The sequence below is a fragment of the Streptomyces sp. CA-250714 genome (assembly GCF_050936705.1).
Classification (GTDB): Bacteria; Actinomycetota; Actinomycetes; order Streptomycetales; family Streptomycetaceae; genus Streptomyces.
In genome coordinates, this window is the sequence record NZ_JBNJMI010000001.1 from 97,934 (window position 1) to 114,608 (window position 16,675).

The following is a 16,675-nucleotide window of genomic DNA, read 5'->3' on the forward strand; positions in this document are numbered from 1 at the left end:
CGGGGTCATCGTCGCTGTAGGTATCGGCCGCGGTGGTGCTCGCGCAGCTGACGGTCACCCTGGGGGGCCACCGGCTTGCTTCGGAGGACGGGTTCCGCATCGGTCTGTTGATCGGCTGCGGCGTTGCGCTGGTTGCCGCCGCTGTTGCCGGTGCCATACCGGCCCTGCGGGCCGGCAGGGGTGATGGGGCCGCCGACAGTGACCAGGCCGAAGGCCAGGTTCCGGCACGCGCGAGATGCGGGGTGCGCTGAGGTGAAGTCCCTGCCACGCCGGACGGGCTGAAGTCAGCCCGTCCGGCAGGACCGGGGCCTTCGGGGCGGAGCCCCCGGGAGCAACGGGAAGGGCCGACCACCGGCAGTGCCGGTCTCAGCGCAGCTGGACCGGCAGTTCCTGGTAGCCGTTGATGCCCAGGGACGGCACCCGGGAGGCGGGCCGCCCCGTGAGAGCCAGTCCCGGGAAGGCAGCGAAGAGCCGCTGCAGGGCGATCTCGGCCTCCAGCCGGGCCAGCGATGCACCGGGGCAACGGTGCGGGCCGTAGCCGAAGGCGAGATGCCGGGAGGCGTCGGCGCGGCCGGGAGCGAAGACCTCCGGATCACCGTCCGGGAAGGCGTGCGGGCAGCGCTGAATGGCCGACAGCGGCACCAGCACGGCCTCCCCCTTGCGGATCATGTCCCCCTCGACGTCCACGTCGTCGAGTGCGTAACGGAACATCAAATGACGAATGGGAGACTCCCAGCGCAGCGCCTCTTCCACGATGCCGGGCCACGGGTCCTCCCCCGCGTCCTGCCGGGCTCTCGCGGCCTGGAGCGTCTTGGGGTGCGTCAGCAGCCCTTTGACGGCGTGGCAGATCAGAGTGGCCGTCGTCTCGTGGCCGCCGATTACGGTGGACACGAGGTTTCCGATGACCTCCGCCTCGCTCAGCTCCCCCTCGTCCATGGCGGTGACCAGGTCCATGGTGAGGTCGTCCCGGTCGCCGCGGGCGCGCTTCTGCTCGATCAGTGCAAGCAGCGTCTCGGGGAAGCGGTGGGAGACCGTCTGCTGCACCTCTTCCGCGCCGGCCTCGGAGTTCAACGCCGCCGCCGACAGCTCGTGCAACTCCTTGCGCAGCATGCCGTCTTCAGGTACGCCGAGCAGTGAGCAGATGACATCCAGCGGCAGCGGCAGCGCGAACCCGGCGAGCAGATCCGTCTCCTCCCCGGCGGGAACGGCGGCCAGCCCCGCCAGCAGGCGGTCGGTAAGCGCCTCGATCTCGGGACGCAGCGCCTCTACGCGGCGGGGCGAGATGGCGCGCTGGATGGGGAGCCGCAGCCGACGGTGGGTCTCGCCGTCGGTGGTGAGCAGGCCCTTGCCCTCCACGATGAACAGCAGCGGCCAGTCCACGGGTATCTCCCCGCGTGCGTGCGCGCCCCAGTGCTGGATGTCCTTGGAAAAGCGGGGGTCGCCCATCACCAGGGCACCCGCCTCCCGGGTCGTCACCGCTTTGGCCACCACGCCACCAGGGAGCGCCACAGTGGCAACCGGCCCTGCGGCTCGGAGGGCTGCTCCTTCCGTTCCGTGGAGATCGGCCGGGGCGGGTTCGAGAGAAAGCGGTGCTGTGCGGTCCACTGCTGTCCGTTCATTGGAGAAGTCGGCGGATAAGGGAATATCACGGGAAGCGCAGTGGGTGACCTGGCCATATACGGAAGGTCCCAGGCGAGACTCTCCTTGGGAACGGCCAGCCGCATGCCCGGCAGCCTGTTCCACAGTACTTCGAGCCCCGTACGGACGATGAGCGTGGCCAGGTCCGGTACCGGGCAGCCGTGGGAACCGGCGCCCCAGGCCAGATGCGACCTGTTGGTGCGGGAGACATCAAAGCTGGTCGACATCATCATCGGGTCACCTCCGGTCGCAGCGAGGCAGATGATCGCCATGTCCCCGCAGTTGATCGGATAGCTGCCCAGCGTGGTGTCCTGGGTGGCCCAGCGGCCGATGAGGTTCTGGACGGGCGCGTTGACCCACATGACGCGGTTCATCGCCTCTTCCATCTGACAGCGCCCGGCGATGACGTCGGAGTTGAGCTCGGGGTTGGTCAGCAACTCCAACACGGTGTTGCAGATCCAGGTGTTGCTGCCGCCGCGCCCGCAGACAATCTGCAGCCATACGTCCTCGCTCAGCTCGTGAGCATCCAGCGGCTGCTCCATCTGCCGGTTGTAGTGGTGCATCCAGGAGACGAGGTCGGGCCCCGGGGCCCTCTGCTTCTCCTCAACCAGGGCCCGCATCCGGACATCGAGATCCGCGGCGGCACGGTGGGCCCCGGGACCGCCGCTGAGCATCTCGTGAATGGCGGTGCCGGTGGCCAGCGCGCTGGCCTCGTCCATACCCATCAGCCGCATCATGACCAGCAGCGGCAGCTGGAGCGCGTACTGGTCGAGGATGTCGGCCTCGTTCCATTCCCCGGGCCCTTCTGCGGGGAAGAACGAGGCGATGAGCTGCTCCGCGAGGTCTTCGATGAGGGTGCGGGTACGCAGCAGGTCGATCTTGGCCAGCGCCTTGTTACCCGGGCTGGAGAGGCGTGAGTGCTCCATGCCCTCGGCGTAGAGGCGGCTGCGCCGGTAGGCGATCTGGGGAATCAGCGGGTGGTCGGGTAGCGCACCTTCGGCGAAGTCGCGGTACCAGCGGGAGTCCCGCGTCCACACATGGCCGCGGTTCTGGAGAATCTCCAACTGGTAGGCGTGGTCCAGGACGAGGTACCCGCGGAAGGCGCCGGTCTCCTCCAGTGTGACAGGCGCCACAGGACCGAAGGTTTTGCGCAGACTTTGGTAGTACGAGAACGGGTCGCGGGCGAAATCCTGCCCGTAGAGGGGGGCACTACGTGCTGGCCAGGCCGTACGGACATACGGCCAGGGATCACCAAGCGCAGTTCTTGAGGCATAAGTTGACACAGCCACATCCTCCAGGCAGTGCTCACCTGAGGCAACTGTGACTGTAGGGATAGAAGTTACTTCTGTGCTCAGAGGCTCGGTCCGACAGCGCCTTCCTCACCAGGCCGTCAGGAGTATTCGACAGACCTTTCCGAAGATAAGGGGGCGCACCGCCTCGGGAGGTAAAGGGTGAACCCGGGAGGTAAGGGGCGGCACCCGCAGCCCTCTACCTCCCGTCGGCATCCGCGCTACCTCCCGGAGCGCAAACCTCTCAAGGGGCCGGCTCCTTGGTGATGCGGTCCAGCATCAGCGCCGAGGGCTCACCTGCCCGCTCCTCCCAGGCGAAGACACAGGCGGTGGACCCCGTCGAAGCTGAGCTCGCGCAGGGCACCGAAGAAGCTGTTCCAGTCGACCTCGCCCTGGCCGATGTCGAGGGTGCTGATGGATACGCGTCGGCGTGCCCGGCGGATTGAGGATGTAGCGCTCGCCGGACGACGCCAGGTGTCGGCGACGTGGACGTGCGCCGGCTTGTCGCCCACGTACCGCATCCGCGATGTCGGCGCCTACCTGCTCGGGTCCGGAGAGCGGGACGCGGAAACCGCGGTCGCCGGGGGCTTATGACAGTTGTTCGTTCTCGATGCGCTGGCGGAGGGTGCGAGTCAGGGCAGGATGGCCCGGCACAGTGCGGGTTTCCCCCTCGGTACGTCCCTTCAGGTCACGCTGCCCGTGGTTCTCTCGGGGACGGTGGCGAATCGAGTTGAGGAGGGTCGGCGCCGGAACACAGGGGCTCAGACTGCGAACTCTCTGATGACCGTGTTCTTGAAGACTGCCTTGCCACCGAGGGTGAACAGCGCCAGACCGGTGTCCGCGAGATCGGGGAATGCCTCGTGGGAGTGGGTGTAACGGCCGTCGTCGACGAACATCTCCACCGAGGTGCGGTCGACGAGGATGCGCAGGCGGACCGTATGGGCGGCGGGGTCGAAGGGGGCGTGGCTCTCCTGCCAGTTGCCGGAGGTGTCGGGGTTCTCGGTCTGGCCGCGGTTGACGAAGCTGTAGTCGCCGTGGACGCCCGCGTCCACGTGCCGGCTGCCGTCGCCGGAGCGGCGCAGCTGCACTCCGGCGCCCGTGAGTTGGTCCCACTCGACCCTGGTGCTCAACTCGTAGGCGGTGCCCTCGTAGTCCAGCACCCGCGTGCCGTCCACGTCCAGGTCGCCCAGGTCCACGGTGCGGGAGACGTAGGCGTCCAGGCCGGGGACCGGCGTGGACGCGAGGTAGTAGCTGCCGCCTGAGGTGCGCTTCAGCGTGACCTCGCGGACGATCGAGTCGGTGCCGTTGAAGCCGTCGCAGTCGATCGTTGGGGTGTTGTTGGCGTAGTCCCAGTGGTTGAGCCAGCCGATGGCGTAGCGCGCGGTGGGGTCGACCGTGCCGTCCGGATCCCGTTTCTCGAAGGTGACGGCCGCGTACCAGTCCCAGCCGTGGTCGAGCCATTCCGGCTCCTCGGCGTCGGCGGTGAACGAGGTCCCGTCGAAGGAGCCCGGCCAGTACGCGTACGTGGTGGGCAGCCCGGCGCCTTTGCCGTTGACGCTCACGCCCAGCACCCACTTCCAGGTTCCGTCCTGCGCCCTGATGCGGAACAGGTCCGGACACTCGAAGACGCCGATTCCGTCCCTGATGAAGCCGCTGACGTAGGTCCACGACTTCAGGTCCCGTGAGTGGTAGAAGCCGACCTTGTCGTTCTCGGCGAGCGTCATGACCCATCGGCCGCGTTCCTGGTCGCGGATCACCTTGGGGTCGCGGAAGTCCCGTACGCCGGGGTTGGGCAGAACGGGATCGGTGCCGTGGTTCGTGAACGTACGTCCGCCGTCCGTCGAGTAGTACAGGTACTGCGCCTGGGTGTTGGCGTTGTCGTCCGGCGACATCGTGGCCAGGACGATCACGGCCCCGGCCCCGAAGCCGGCTGTGTTGTCCGTGTCGACCACCGCCGAGCCGGACCAGACGTCCCCGTTGGGAGTGGTGTCCTTCGGCACGGCGATCCCGCGGTCGGTGAAGCTCACCAGGTCGGTGCTGGTGGCCAGCCGCCAACTGGTGCCCGCGGTCGTGCCGCCCGTCAGGTAGTCGGGGTTGTACAGGTAGTAGTAGTGGTACTCGCCGTCGATCCAGACCGGCCGCTGCGGGTCGTTCTTCCACTGGTCGGGGACGGTGAAGTGGTACTCGGCGCGGTAACTGCCGGTGCACGCCGCAGCCCTGGACCGCGCCGCCGCCGGTCGCGCCACGACAGGCAGCACAGCGCCGACGACGCCCACTGCCGAGGCGGCGAACAGCGACCTCCTGGAGATTCCGGGACTGCCGGACGTACCCGATGTGGCACACATGGTGCGCTCCCTTCACTGACACGCCGTCAGGACTGCGGCTCATGTGGTTCGGAACTGTGGGACCTAACTCGTTAAAGGTCAAGCCTTCGCGTGTCTTGACAGCGATGTAACGGGGTTCTCATCATCGGGGAACCAACTTCGGCTAATACGAGTTAGGCGCGCCGATGATCGACCCTCTACTCTCCCGCCGCGATCTCGTGCGGTACAGCGCGTACGGCGCCGGAGCCGCGGCCCTCGCCGGTGTCGCGGCCGGCTGGGACCGCCTCACAGCGGCCGACATCCCCGGGCGTGACGACGGCTCGCTCGTCATCGCCACCCTCGGGTCCGCCTTCGACCCCGAGGCCCGGCGCGCCCTGCGTGACGGCTTTCGGAAGATCCATCCCGACATCAGGATCCGCATCAACGCCGTCCAGGCTTACGACTGGTCGGAGTTCTTCTCCAAGATCCTCACGCAGATCGCGGCGGGCACGGCACCCGATGTGGTCTACGTAGCCACCGAGGGCGTACAACTCTTCGCCCGGCGGCTCGGTGTGCCCCTGGACAAGTGGGTGCGGCGGGATGCGGCCGAACTGCGCGAGTACTTCGCCGACGTCCACCCCTCGCTTGTCGAGTCGATGATGTACGAGGGGAGCCTCTACCAGCTGCCGGTCGAGTTCAACGCGGCCGACATGTACCTCAACAAGAAGCTCCTCCGGCGGGCGCGAGCCGATTTCCCCGCCGCCGACTGGACGCGCGACGAATTCACCGCCCTGCTCCGCGACATGAGGCGCACCAGCGGCGAGGGGTTCACCCCGTACCTCTGGGCCAACCGGCTGTGGGGAGGGGTGGTCCCCTGGCTGTTCGCGAACGGCACCAACCTCCTCGCGGAGTCCAAGGCGCCCGGCGGCGACTGGCTGTGGCGGGCGTTCTATCCCGAGGTGGAGCGGCGCGGCCGGGGCGGCGGCTTCCGGTGGACCACACCGGAAGCCGACTCCGACCGCGTCGCCGAGGTCTACGAGTACCTCGCCTCCCTGGTACAGGACGGCCTGTGCACCCGCCCCGAGGGCGGCGACGGCCGGAACCTCGTCGGCCTGTTCTCCTCCGGCCGGGTCGGGGCCACGCCCGCGGGTGGTTTCTGGGCGGGCGGACTGCACCTCGCGGGGATGAAGCCGGCGGATTACGACGTGCGGTACTTCCCGCGTTGGCGCACCCGGCGCCACCAGTTCGGCGCCGCGGGCTATGCCCTGCTGCGTACGTCGAAGAAACAGGACGAGGCATGGGAGTTCATCAAATACGCCATCCGCAAGGACGCCCTGACCAGGCTCTTCGCGGCAAACCAGACCACCCCGGCCCGCCGCTCCATGGCCAACGGCGCCCGCTACCGAAAGACCGGCCCGGCGCACTGGCAGGTCTTCTACGACACCCTCGACACGATCCCCAGCACGGGCCCGATTCCGGCCCCGCCACAGGTCAACGAGGTCGAGCAACTCCTGATCAAGCACACCGGCACCGCCCTGGCGCGTCCCGGCCGGGTGCGCCCCGCGCTGCGCCGGCTGCAGGCGGACCTGGAGAAGGCCATGGAGCGTGAGATATGACGGACACCGAGATCAGACCCGTACAGTCGGCAGCTCCGCGTGCTCCGAAGACCCCCGGGCCCACCACCGCCGCCCGGGCCCGGGGCACCCGCCTCCTCGCCGCGCTCTTCCTCGCCCCGACCGTCGTCGGCATCGTCGTCTTCACGGTCGTGCCGATCCTCGGGTCGGTCGTCCTCAGCCTCTTCCAGTGGGACGTGATCGAGTCCCCGCGCTGGGCGGGGGCGGCCAACTACCGAGAGGTCTTCACCGATTCGACCGTCCTGGTGTCCTTCCGCAACACACTCGTCTTCATGGTGCTCGCGGTCGCGCTGCAGCTGCTGGTCGCGCTCGTGCTGGCGATCACGGTCAACGGCCGGATGCCGACGTGGCTGCGCTCGGTGTTCCGGTCGGTGTTCTTCTTTCCGCTGATGCTGTCCGCCGCATCCATCTCGGTGGTGATGAAGTACCTGTTCAATGAGGGCTTCGGGCCTGTCAACTGGCTGCTGGGCACGGTCGGTATCGCCCCGGTCTCCTGGCTGACCTCGGAGAACGGGGCGATGGCGGCCGTGATCCTGACCTATGTCTGGCAGCAGTTCGGCTTCTCGTTCCTGCTCTTCGTCGGCGGCCTCAACAACATCCCGAAGGAGGTGCACGAGGCGGCCTCGCTGGATGGTGCGACCGGCCTGCGCAAGCACCTCTCCCTCACTCTGCCCCTGCTCTCCCCGACGCTCCTGGTTGCCTCGGTCGTCGGTGTCATCAACGCCCTCCAGGTCTTCGAGCAGCCGTACGTCCTCACCGCCGGCGGCCCTGGCGACTCCACCCGCACGGTCGTGATGGTCATTTACGAGACCGCCTTCGAACAGCTCCGCTTCGGCGCGGCGTCCGCGATCGGCGTGCTGCTCTTCGTTCTGATCATGGTGGTCACCGCCCTCCAGTTCCGGCTCAGCCGGCGATATGTCCACTACCAGTGAGCCGGGTGAGTCAGATGAGCAGCGCCGCCATGAACCCTGTTGTGTCCCGTATGCGCCATGGCCTGACGCCCTGGGCCCGGATCAGTGGCATCGCACTGTGCGCGATGCTGACGCTCGGCCCGGTCATCTGGACCGTGTCGACGTCCCTGCGCACTCCGGCGGAATCCGCCGACCTGCCGCCGAGGATCGTCCCCACCGACCCCAGCCTCGACGCGTACCTGGGCGTCTTCGAGCAGATCGACGTCTGGCTGTACGCGCTCAACTCCACCCTGGTGACCGCGCTGATCGCGGTCGGCCAGATGATCACTGCTGGCCTTGCGGGCTATGCCTTCGCCCGTCTCGAATTCCGCTTCAAGAGGCCGCTGTTCGGCCTCGTTCTGGCCACGATGATGGTGCCCTTGCAGGTCACGATCATCCCGGTGTTTCTGGAACTGAAGGCCATGGGTCTGACCGACACCTTGCTGGGGCTGATCATCCCGGCCTTTCCGACGGCCTTCGGTACTTTTCTGATGCGCCAGTACTTCCTGGGCATGCCCAAGGATCTCGGTGAGGCAGCGTTGATCGACGGTGCGGGCCCATGGCGGATCTTCCGCTCCGTCTACGCCCCGCTGGCGGCTCCCGGCCTCGCGATCGTCGGCGTCCTGGCCTTCAACTACCACTGGAACGAGTTCTTCCGGCCGCTGATCCTGGAGACCTCGACCGAGAACCTCACGCTGCCGCTGGGCCTGGTCACCCTCCAGGGCAACCTCGGCACCGGCTCCATCTCCGTGGTACTGGCCGGAGTGGTCCTCTCCATGATCCCCGCCGTCGCCGTGTTCGTCGTCGGCCAGCGCCCTCTGCGCGAGGGCATCACCTCCGCAGGAGTCAACCGTTGAACGGCATACGCCAGTCGACCGCCCCCACGGGTCCGGTCGATCCGCACGCGCCACGCTTCCGGGTCCGCCCGCCGGCCAACTGGATGAACGACCCCAACGGGCCGTTCCGCTGGGAAGGCCGCTATCACCTCTTCTACCAGCACAACCCCGAAGCGCCCGTCCACACGAATGTGCACTGGGGCCACGTCTCGAGCCCCGACCTCGCCCACTGGGACCACCACCCCGTCGCCCTCACCCCGACCCCGGGAGGACCCGACGAGGCCGGGTGCTGGTCGGGATGTGTGGTGAACGAGGACGGCGTACCGACCGCCGTGTACTCCGGGATCGACCGGAACCACACCGGGCTGAGCAACATCTGTCTGGCGGTCGCCGTCGACGACGACCTCCTGGAATGGAAACAGGTGCCGGTCCCGGTGCTGACCGGGCCGCCGCCCGGGTCGGACGTGACGATGTTCCGCGACCCCTTCGTCTTCCGCTTCGGCGGCCGACGCTGGGCACTCGTCGGCGCCGGACACGCGGACGGTACGCCGTCGGTGCTGGTCTACGACTGCGAAGACCTGTACGCCTGGCGGTTCGCCGGCGTACTGGTGGACGGACGGGATCCGGTGGCGGCCCAGGCGTTCGGACCCCCGGGTCCCGCGGCGAGGGGATGGGAGTGCCCCCAGCTGTGGGAGACACCGGACGGTGACTGGGTCCTGGCAGTGGCACTGTGGGACGGCGACCCGCTGACCACGCGATACCTGACGGGCCGTCTGGTACCGGACGGGGAAAGGAACGTACGGTTCTCGCCCCGCGCGGGCGGCCCGCTGGACCACGGCCGCGACTTCTACGCCCCCTCCGCCCTCCAGCACACCGAGGCGGGACGGGCGCTGCTGTGGGGCTGGTCCTGGGAGACGCGTCCGCAGGAGGAGGTGGACCGGGCAGGCTGGGCGGGCGTGCTGACGGCACCCCGCGTCGTGGACGTACACGAGGACGGCACACTCCGGGTCACCCCCGCACCGGAGCTCGACCTCCTGCGCGCGGCAGAGCCCTTCGGGACCGGACCGCTGCCGGACGCCTACGACCTCGTGATCACGGCACGCTCGGTCGCGACCGTGAGGCTGCTCCGGTCCGCATCCGGAGCGGAGCTGACGGTCAGGCTGGACCCGGCAGCCGGCACGGTCACGCTGGACCGCTCCAACTGGCCGCGCTCCCGGCCTGATGGCTGCGGGCCCCTGCTGCTCCGCACGCCCTCCCGCACGGAACTGACCGTACGTGTCCTCGTCGACGGCTCACTGCTCGAACTCTTCGCCGAGGACCGGGCAACGGCAACCGAGCGGGTGTACCGACGCCCCGACGACGTGGCCGAACTCGTCGTCTCCCAGGGAGACGCACAGGTCAGAGGCTGGGAGCTGGTCCCACCGACCCACGCCTGACCACCGGGCACTCCAACTTCCGTACGACGACCGGCGGTACGCTGCCACTCTCGATGGCGTCCAGCAGCATCCGAGCCGCCGCCTCGCCCATCGCACGGTGCGGAAGGGCGACAGTGGTGAGGGGCGGGCTGAGAAAGGCCGCCATGTGCTCCTGATCGTCGTAGCCGACGACGGAAAGGTCCGCGGGAACGTCGAGCCCGAGCCGGGCGGCGGCGTGGAGGACACCGGCGGCCACCCGGTCGTTGTAGCAGACGATCCCGGTGGGCCGCCGGTCGGCGGGCACGCCGCGCAGCAGCCGCATGGCCCCCTCGTACCCGGAGGAGATCTCGCCTCCCGTACGCACGATCCGCTCCTCGCCCGAGGACGACTCCGCCGCGCGCAGCGCGTCCCGGAACCCGCGCAGCCGCTCGGCCGAGGCGATGTCGTCCAAGCCGCCCACCAGAGCAAGCCTCCGGTGCCCGGCCTCCAGCAGGAGCCGCGCGGCCGAGCGGCCACCGTCCTGCTCGGCGGGGATGACGGCCGGGAGGGAGTCGTCCTCGGAAAGGCAGTTGGCCAGCACGGCGAACGTGTGATGCAGGCCGGCCGGAACGCGGAGGCGGCGCAGGGACATGGCCGCGTAGATGATCCCGTCGACCCGACGGTCGAGCAGTTCAGCGACAGCCGCGTCCTCCGTCGCCGGGTCCGTCCCGGAGTCGACGGCGAGCACCAGGTGATCGCTGCTCCGCGCGGTGTCCATGGCGCCGCGCAGCAGCCGGCCGGCGAACGGTGACGTGGCGATCTCGTCCGTGACCAGCCCGATCACGGCCGTACGGCGCCGCCGCAGGCCCCGCGCCACGGCGTTGGGCCGGTAGCCGAGCTGGGCGGCGGCCCTGCGGATCTTCTCCTGCGTCTCGGCGGAGAGATTGCCCTGGGCACGTCCGTTGAACACGAACGACACGGCCGTGTGCGATACCCCGGCAAGCCGGGCGACATCCCGTGAGGTCGGCCGCGCAACCTCACCGTCCTGCACCTTCTCGCCCCTGCCCACGCCACGTCACCACCGCGTTCGACCTGATCCGACAAGCCTACCCGCCGGGTCCGGCCGGAGTGGATCTTCTGGTCGCGGCGGCTGCGGTGGCGGGCTCCGCACCTCGCTGCGACTCGTTCCCGTCTGCGGTGTGCCGAGCCGAGGACTCGAACCTACGGCTACGGGGAATTGAGGCTCACACGGAGCCGCCGCACGTTGTGTGCCGCCACGCGCACGCCGCCGGGATGGACGGCGCGTCCACCAGCCGCGGAATACGGCCCTGGGCCGACAACGGCCCCGGGACGCTACTTCGGACGGGGCCCCAGAAACCGCGGTCGATGGGCGCCCATGCCGGCGGATTCCGAGGACGACCGCCCGCCCATATCTGACCCCGTCAAGATCAGCCAGCGACCAACCAGCGACCGTCGACGGTACTGCCCGAAACCCGGCGAGCCGCCGATCGCTTGAGCTCATCTGGCGCTCGATGCCGGGACGCGACCCGCCTGCGGGCGCGTGGCTGCTGCGGCTGTCCGCTGCCGTGATGTGGTACCCGTCAAGGGGCCCACCGACGGACGCGGACCGGGGCGGGTGGAGCTGTGCCGGCAGGCCCGCCGCGGACTCGTCCTCATCGCCCAGCTCACCCAGCGCTGGGGCACCCGCTACGTATGCGACGGCAAGACCATCTGGACCGAGCAGTCACTGCACCAGAGGCCCGCTGACAACCCTTCGCTGCTGTTCGAGGGCTGGAGACTGATGTCTCATCCGACGCAGTGCGGCTGGAAGCGCGGGTCGGCCGGGCCCTTTCGGCCCAGGGCGTTCTCCACCCACTGCGCGACGACCGGGTCCTTCGTGGCCTGGTCGTGCTCAGTGGTGTCGAGCGGGCACTTGTCCTGCAGGAGGACGTTGGAGACATGGTCCGCAGGGCCGCTCAGGAACGAACTCGTGTAGGGGACCACGACCTCGTCGTACTTGGTGGCGAGCTGCGTGTACTCCGGGCCCGTGGGTGTTTCGGGATCGGCGTTGAGCTTCTTGAGCAGGTCGGAGCCGGTGGTCTGGTCCGCGCAGGACGGGCAGACGGTGGCTCCGGCCGCCAGGGCCAGCGGGTTCGAGGTGCCGTGGTTGGACGGCACGATGCCGACGAGATCGTCCACCTTGGTCGTACCGCCGAGGAACTTGATGTAGTACCGCGACATCATCCCGCCCTGGCTGTGCCCGACGAGGTCCACCTTCTTCGCACCCGTCGAGCCGAGTACGGCGTTCACGAAGTCACGCAGCTCGGCCGCCGAGTCGGGGATGGGGTCGGTGGCGGCATGCCCGTAGTTGAAGGCGAACACACAGTAGCCGTCGTCCGCGAGCTTCGGTGACAGTGTGGCCCAGTTCTCGGCCATGGTCTTGAACGTGCCGTTGACCAGGATGACCGGCTCGGGGTGCGCCGAGCTCGGCTTGCACGACCAGTCGTTGGCGCCCGCCGGGGGGATATCGGTGACGTCGGCGTGAGCCGTGGTGGTGAGGCCCATGAGGCCGAGGCACGCTGCGGCGGTGGCAGCGGTCAGAAGCTGGAGGCGGGTGCGCAGACGCATGGCGTGAACCTTTCTCGCTCCGGCCCGTGAATCGAACCGGGGTCGACAATGTCGACCGCAGCGGAATGGTTACTTACTGGCTGGTAGGCGTCAAGCCTCTGGCGCCGCCGGATGTCACATCGCCGAGCCCTTGCAGTCAAGGCTCGTGGCCTGTTGCGCGCGTATGAACAAGCCATGAGCAAGGTATTGATCAAGCCATTGAGTAGACTGCCGCTTTACCTGTCCTGAGCAAGCAACAGCGGGAGGCGCGCGCCTACGAAGGGGCCAATGCTTCTGCTGGCTGTTCGAGTAGCGAGGCTGACGCCTCGGGGCAGCTGGGCCCTGGAGGCCTCGCGCTAGATCGCCGCGCGGCCCCGCTGCTCACGATGGTGGCGGTTGCGTGGGCGCCGGGCACATGCCTGTCCCGCACCGGGCCTGGATGCCTAGTAGTAGAGCGCGCAGCGTTCGGTGCTGGCCTGACCGTCACCATCGTCAACAACCGTCAGCTTGATCACTCGTTGGTGCTGGTGGTGCGAGCCCACTTCGCGGTGACCTCTTGATACGCCCGAGCCGCCTGAGCTCCCGCGGAGACTGAGGCCCGTGGGGTGCGCTGGTGCCACGAACGGCTGGTGAGGTGTCGACCCGGCCCAGCGGAGGCGAGGTCTGGGATTAGGTCGCTCGCGTGGCCGCATGCGCTCGTAACCAACGCAAACAACCCCATCATGAAGAGAGTGCACATCGTGATCTACTGCGGTATCGACTCGGCGGAGAAGAGCCATGACATCGCCCTGGTAGACGAGACCGGCCAGTTACTGGTCAAGCGGCGCATCACCGACGACGCGGCCGGCTACCGGCTCCTGCTCGACCTGCTCGCCGAGTACGGCGGCACCGAGGCCGAGCCGATCCCGGTCGCCATCGAGACCTCCCGCGGCCTGCTGGTGGCCGTCCTGCGCACCGGCGCGCGCAAGGTCTTCGCGATCAACCCGATGGCCGCCGCCCGCTACCGCGACCGCCACAGCGTAAGCCGCAAGAAGTCCGACCCCGGGGACGCGCTCGTGTTGGCGAACATCCTGCGTACCGACGACATGCACGCCCACCGCCCACTCCCGGCGGACACGGACCTGGCCCGCGCCGTCGCCGTGCTCGCCCGCGCCCAGCAGGACGCGATCTGGAACCGGCAGCAGACCGCCAACCAGCTCCGTTCGCTGTTGCGCGAGTACTACCCCGCCGCCCTGGACGCCTTCACCACCTGGACCAACGGCCTGTGCCGCCCCGAGGCCCGCGAACTGCTCAAGGCCGCCCCCACCCCCACCCGCGCCACCCAGATGTCCCGCACCCAGCTCCAGGCCGCCCTCAAGCGGGCCGGCCGCCAGCGCAGCATCCCGGCCGAGGCCGAGCGTCTCCGTGAGGCCTTCCGGGGCGACTACGCCCACAAGCCCGAGCTGGTCGAGGACGCGCTCGGCAAGCAGATGCTCGCCCTCCTCATCCAGCTTGAGGCCGCCTGCACCGCCGCCGACCAGCTCGCGGGGGCGGTGGAAGAGGCTTTCCCTCAGCACCCGGACGCTGACATCTATCTCGGCTTCCCCGGTCTCGGCATCCAGCTCGGACACCCAGCACGTCTCCCACACGTCCTCGCCGACGCTCTCCCCAGCCCATTCCCCCTGCATGAACACAAGCCTGGCCCCGCTCCACCCAGAGCGGGGCCAGAACCTACATTTCCAGCAATCTTCTGGTCTAGAGCTCGACCGTATCCCACCGCGGCGCGGCGAAGCTTCCGCCCACCCAGACCTTGAAGCTGCTTCTGGGCATGGCGAATTTCGTGATTTTTTTGGCGTTGGGATTGGCGTCATGCGGGTCGTTATTGATCCTCACATAGACGCCCTCCCCTGTCTTTACCTTGAACTTCGTGCAGGGATTCCCTCGGGGGACTTCAGCGAAGGGACGCGACGCCCAGCTGTCACTGTGGGTGAGTTCCACGTCGGAATCGCTGGTGGCGTTACACACTTGTAAGTCGTAGGAGGGGATCGCGGCCGACGCGGTTCCCGCGCTCATGCCCACCATGGTGCCGGCCAGGGCGGCCAGTGCGGTGACCAGACCGGCTTGCCGGGTGATCGTGTTCATCTTGCGCATTCAATTCCCTTTTCTCGGTCTCATGTCGCGCTGCGCATTCCAGCAGGACCCGCAGCCTGAGCGGCCCCCGCGCCGCGCAGCGGCGATTTCCAGACGAACGCATGGTCCGGAGCTCCGAACCACGCACAGCCACGTTAGGTTCAAGCACCAGAGAGAATTTGCCTGTCCGTGCACCAGGTGCGTCGTAGAGCGCACTGCGTCCCCGCCCCATTGGCCCTTGACCGGCCGGGGGACGGAGAACGTGAATCCGGGGGAAGTAGGGGGAGGGGCATGGCGCCCACAGTGCTGTCCACAGCGCCGATACCTGCCAAGGAACGGCTGGACTACTGGTACGAGGTGATCAGTCAGACGTACGACCAACTGGCGTCTGTCCAGCTGGACATCTCCACGCCCACGGACGCGCCCTACGGGGGCACGATCACGGCCGACCTGCTCGGCTCCGTGCCCGTCGCCATGACGGAAGCCGCCCCCTTACGGGTCCGCCAGACCGTACGGGTGGTCGGCGGGCCGGGCTCGGACTATCTCAACGTGTTACTGCAGGAGAGCGGTCTCCTGGTGATCGACCAGAAACGAGGCCAGACACTGCTCCGGCCCGGGGCCCTGACCCTCTTCGACACCACCGGCCCCTACACGGTCACCTACCCCGCCCCCTTCCGTATGCACGTCTTCCAGATACCGCGGTCGATGCTGGGCGTTCGCGAGGCCGATCTGCGGCGCATCACCGCAGTGCCCTTGGACGCCGATACCGAAACCGCGGCGCTGGTCATCCAGTTCCTCTCACGGCTCGTCACCCGGGCGGGAAGCCATCCCCCGCACATCGGCGACTTACTCGCCCGCAACGCCGCGGACCTGCTGGCCACCCTGATCGCCGAGCGGCTGGACCGCGACGTTCCCGACACGGGCACCGACGCCGCGGGCACCGCGCTACGGCTGCGTGTCCGGGCCTTCATCGACCGCCGTCTGACCGATCGGGACCTCTCCCCGCAGACGATCGCCGACGCGCACCGCATCTCCGTGCGCTATCTGCACCGGCTGTTCCAGCACGAGGGCACCACCGTCAGCCGGTGGATCCTGAGCCGCCGACTGGAGGTGGCCCGACGAGAACTCAGCCGCCCCCTCCGCTCCGGCCCGTCAGTGACCGCCGTCGCACACCGCTGGGGCTTCACCAGCACCTCCCACTTCAGCCGCGCCTTCCGAGCTGCCTACGGCATGTCCCCCCGTGAATGGCGCAACACCGCAGACCAGAGCGAACACAACTCGCCCATGTGAGCCGCTGACGCGCCCGTCTCGCCCCTCCGGCGACTGATCACCTCGGACTCACCGGACCGGCGACACCTGGCAACTCATCCGGGCCACCGCATAGCGACAGGGCCGCCCGGCCCACAGCCGGGGCAGCCCCCACAACAAGATTTTCAGCAACCTTCTCGATGTTCCCCCCGATGCCACGGGCCAACGCGGCTGTGCTGCCCGTCGTGCGGGAGTTGCCGTCTCGGGACGGCATTGCGGCAGTGGCGTTCCCAACGGCGCTCGTTCGCCGACGTCATGGCCCACACGCCTTCTGGAAGGCCGCATCGTCCATGCAGGGCACTCGTGCGGCCAGCAGTTGCCCGTCGCGGGCTGCGGCGTCCAGGAGCCGGTGCTGCTGGGGGAAGTCACGGGAGGCGGGATCGAGACCGACAGGCCCTTAGCAGAGCGCGCATTCCCCGGCGACCAGCGTCGTGCGCCGCCAACAGGTGGGCGTGAAGGCGGAGCCGGTGAAGAAGACGGTGCCGTCCGCATCCGTGATCACCAGATGACTGGTCCCTGCCGGCACCCCGGGGCGGGAGGTCCGGTGCCCCCTGCAGCACCGCGATCCATCCTGCCGTCGGCGGCGGCGCGCTGACGACATCGACGG

At 68.5% G+C, this 16,675-nt stretch carries 12 protein-coding genes and 2 pseudogenes; 7 read left to right on the plus strand and 7 right to left on the minus strand.

Going from position 1 to position 16,675, the window contains the following annotated elements; translation table 11 throughout:
• The first annotated feature begins 32 nt into the window (after window positions 1-32).
• Window positions 33-251, plus strand: a complete 219-nt coding sequence (locus ACQEU8_RS00585) for a hypothetical protein (protein WP_433095694.1) — start codon at window positions 33-35, stop codon at window positions 249-251.
• A gap of 115 nt (window positions 252-366) precedes the next feature.
• On the opposite strand, the gene ACQEU8_RS00590 is transcribed toward ACQEU8_RS00585, so the two are convergent.
• From ACQEU8_RS00590 to ACQEU8_RS00605, 4 genes and pseudogenes are all read right to left on the minus strand, one after another.
• Window positions 367-1,476, minus strand: coding sequence for a cytochrome P450 (locus ACQEU8_RS00590; RefSeq protein WP_433095695.1), 1,110 nt, complete (start codon window positions 1,474-1,476; stop codon window positions 367-369).
• Complete coding sequence (locus ACQEU8_RS00595; RefSeq protein ID WP_433095696.1) at window positions 1,473-2,771, minus strand: cytochrome P450; 1,299 nt, start codon at window positions 2,769-2,771, stop codon at window positions 1,473-1,475. The genes ACQEU8_RS00590 and ACQEU8_RS00595 overlap by 4 nt, the downstream gene beginning before the upstream one ends.
• Before the next feature lie 400 nt (window positions 2,772-3,171).
• A pseudogene (locus ACQEU8_RS00600) lies at window positions 3,172-3,448 on the minus strand (TIM barrel protein); the annotation flags it as partial.
• 240 nt (window positions 3,449-3,688) lie between these two features.
• The gene (locus tag ACQEU8_RS00605) at window positions 3,689-5,272 is read right to left on the minus strand and encodes a glycoside hydrolase family 32 protein (protein WP_433095697.1); all 1,584 of its coding nucleotides are present in this window, start codon (window positions 5,270-5,272) and stop codon (window positions 3,689-3,691) included.
• 164 nt (window positions 5,273-5,436) lie between these two features.
• Here ACQEU8_RS00605 and ACQEU8_RS00610 point away from each other — a divergent pair, with 164 nt between their 5' ends.
• From ACQEU8_RS00610 to ACQEU8_RS00625, 4 genes are read left to right on the plus strand one after another with little or no spacing between them, the layout of a single operon-like run.
• Window positions 5,437-6,846: an extracellular solute-binding protein gene (locus tag ACQEU8_RS00610; protein WP_433095698.1), complete on the plus strand. Its 1,410-nt coding sequence runs from the start codon at window positions 5,437-5,439 to the stop codon at window positions 6,844-6,846.
• Window positions 6,843-7,796: a carbohydrate ABC transporter permease gene (locus ACQEU8_RS00615; protein WP_433095699.1), complete on the plus strand. Its 954-nt coding sequence runs from the start codon at window positions 6,843-6,845 to the stop codon at window positions 7,794-7,796. The genes ACQEU8_RS00610 and ACQEU8_RS00615 overlap by 4 nt, the downstream gene beginning before the upstream one ends.
• 29 nt (window positions 7,797-7,825) lie before the next feature.
• Window positions 7,826-8,671 carry a carbohydrate ABC transporter permease gene (locus ACQEU8_RS00620; protein WP_433095700.1) on the plus strand — a complete coding sequence of 282 codons (846 nt, stop codon included), beginning with the start codon at window positions 7,826-7,828 and terminating at the stop codon, window positions 8,669-8,671.
• A complete protein-coding gene (locus ACQEU8_RS00625; protein ID WP_433095701.1) occupies window positions 8,668-10,086 on the plus strand; it encodes a glycoside hydrolase family 32 protein in 1,419 nt (472 codons plus the stop codon). Before ACQEU8_RS00620 ends, ACQEU8_RS00625 begins: the two co-directional genes overlap by 4 nt.
• Here ACQEU8_RS00625 and ACQEU8_RS00630 read toward each other — a convergent pair.
• Window positions 10,049-11,113 carry a LacI family DNA-binding transcriptional regulator gene (locus ACQEU8_RS00630; RefSeq protein WP_433095702.1) on the minus strand — a complete coding sequence of 355 codons (1,065 nt, stop codon included), beginning with the start codon at window positions 11,111-11,113 and terminating at the stop codon, window positions 10,049-10,051. The genes ACQEU8_RS00625 and ACQEU8_RS00630 overlap by 38 nt on opposite strands.
• 737 nt (window positions 11,114-11,850) lie before the next feature.
• Window positions 11,851-12,672: an alpha/beta fold hydrolase gene (locus ACQEU8_RS00635; protein WP_433095703.1), complete on the minus strand. Its 822-nt coding sequence runs from the start codon at window positions 12,670-12,672 to the stop codon at window positions 11,851-11,853.
• Window positions 12,673-13,373: 701 nt separating this feature from the next.
• Between ACQEU8_RS00635 and ACQEU8_RS00640 the strand changes: the two are divergent.
• Window positions 13,374-14,258, plus strand: a pseudogene (locus tag ACQEU8_RS00640) (IS110 family transposase); the annotation flags it as partial.
• Window positions 14,259-14,385: 127 nt separating this feature from the next.
• On the opposite strand, the gene ACQEU8_RS00645 reads toward ACQEU8_RS00640, so the two are convergent.
• Complete coding sequence (locus ACQEU8_RS00645) at window positions 14,386-14,781, minus strand: hypothetical protein (RefSeq protein ID WP_433095704.1); 396 nt, start codon at window positions 14,779-14,781, stop codon at window positions 14,386-14,388.
• Window positions 14,782-15,051: 270 nt separating this feature from the next.
• Here ACQEU8_RS00645 and ACQEU8_RS00650 point away from each other — a divergent pair, with 270 nt between their 5' ends.
• Window positions 15,052-16,050, plus strand: a complete 999-nt coding sequence (locus tag ACQEU8_RS00650; RefSeq protein ID WP_433095705.1) for a helix-turn-helix domain-containing protein — start codon at window positions 15,052-15,054, stop codon at window positions 16,048-16,050.
• The last annotated feature ends 625 nt before the right edge of the window (window positions 16,051-16,675 follow it).

Coding starts and splice junctions, on each gene's coding strand:
- ACQEU8_RS00605 (WP_433095697.1), bottom strand. CDS start 5,272: ATGTGTGCCACATCGGGTACGTCCGGCAGTCCCGGAATCTCCAGGAGG.
- ACQEU8_RS00610 (WP_433095698.1), top strand. CDS start 5,437: ATGATCGACCCTCTACTCTCCCGCCGCGATCTCGTGCGGTACAGCGCG.
- ACQEU8_RS00615 (WP_433095699.1), top strand. CDS start 6,843: ATGACGGACACCGAGATCAGACCCGTACAGTCGGCAGCTCCGCGTGCT.
- ACQEU8_RS00620 (WP_433095700.1), top strand. CDS start 7,826: ATGAACCCTGTTGTGTCCCGTATGCGCCATGGCCTGACGCCCTGGGCC.
- ACQEU8_RS00635 (WP_433095703.1), bottom strand. CDS start 12,672: ATGCGTCTGCGCACCCGCCTCCAGCTTCTGACCGCTGCCACCGCCGCA.
- ACQEU8_RS00645 (WP_433095704.1), bottom strand. CDS start 14,781: ATGCGCAAGATGAACACGATCACCCGGCAAGCCGGTCTGGTCACCGCA.
- ACQEU8_RS00650 (WP_433095705.1), top strand. CDS start 15,052: ATGGCGCCCACAGTGCTGTCCACAGCGCCGATACCTGCCAAGGAACGG.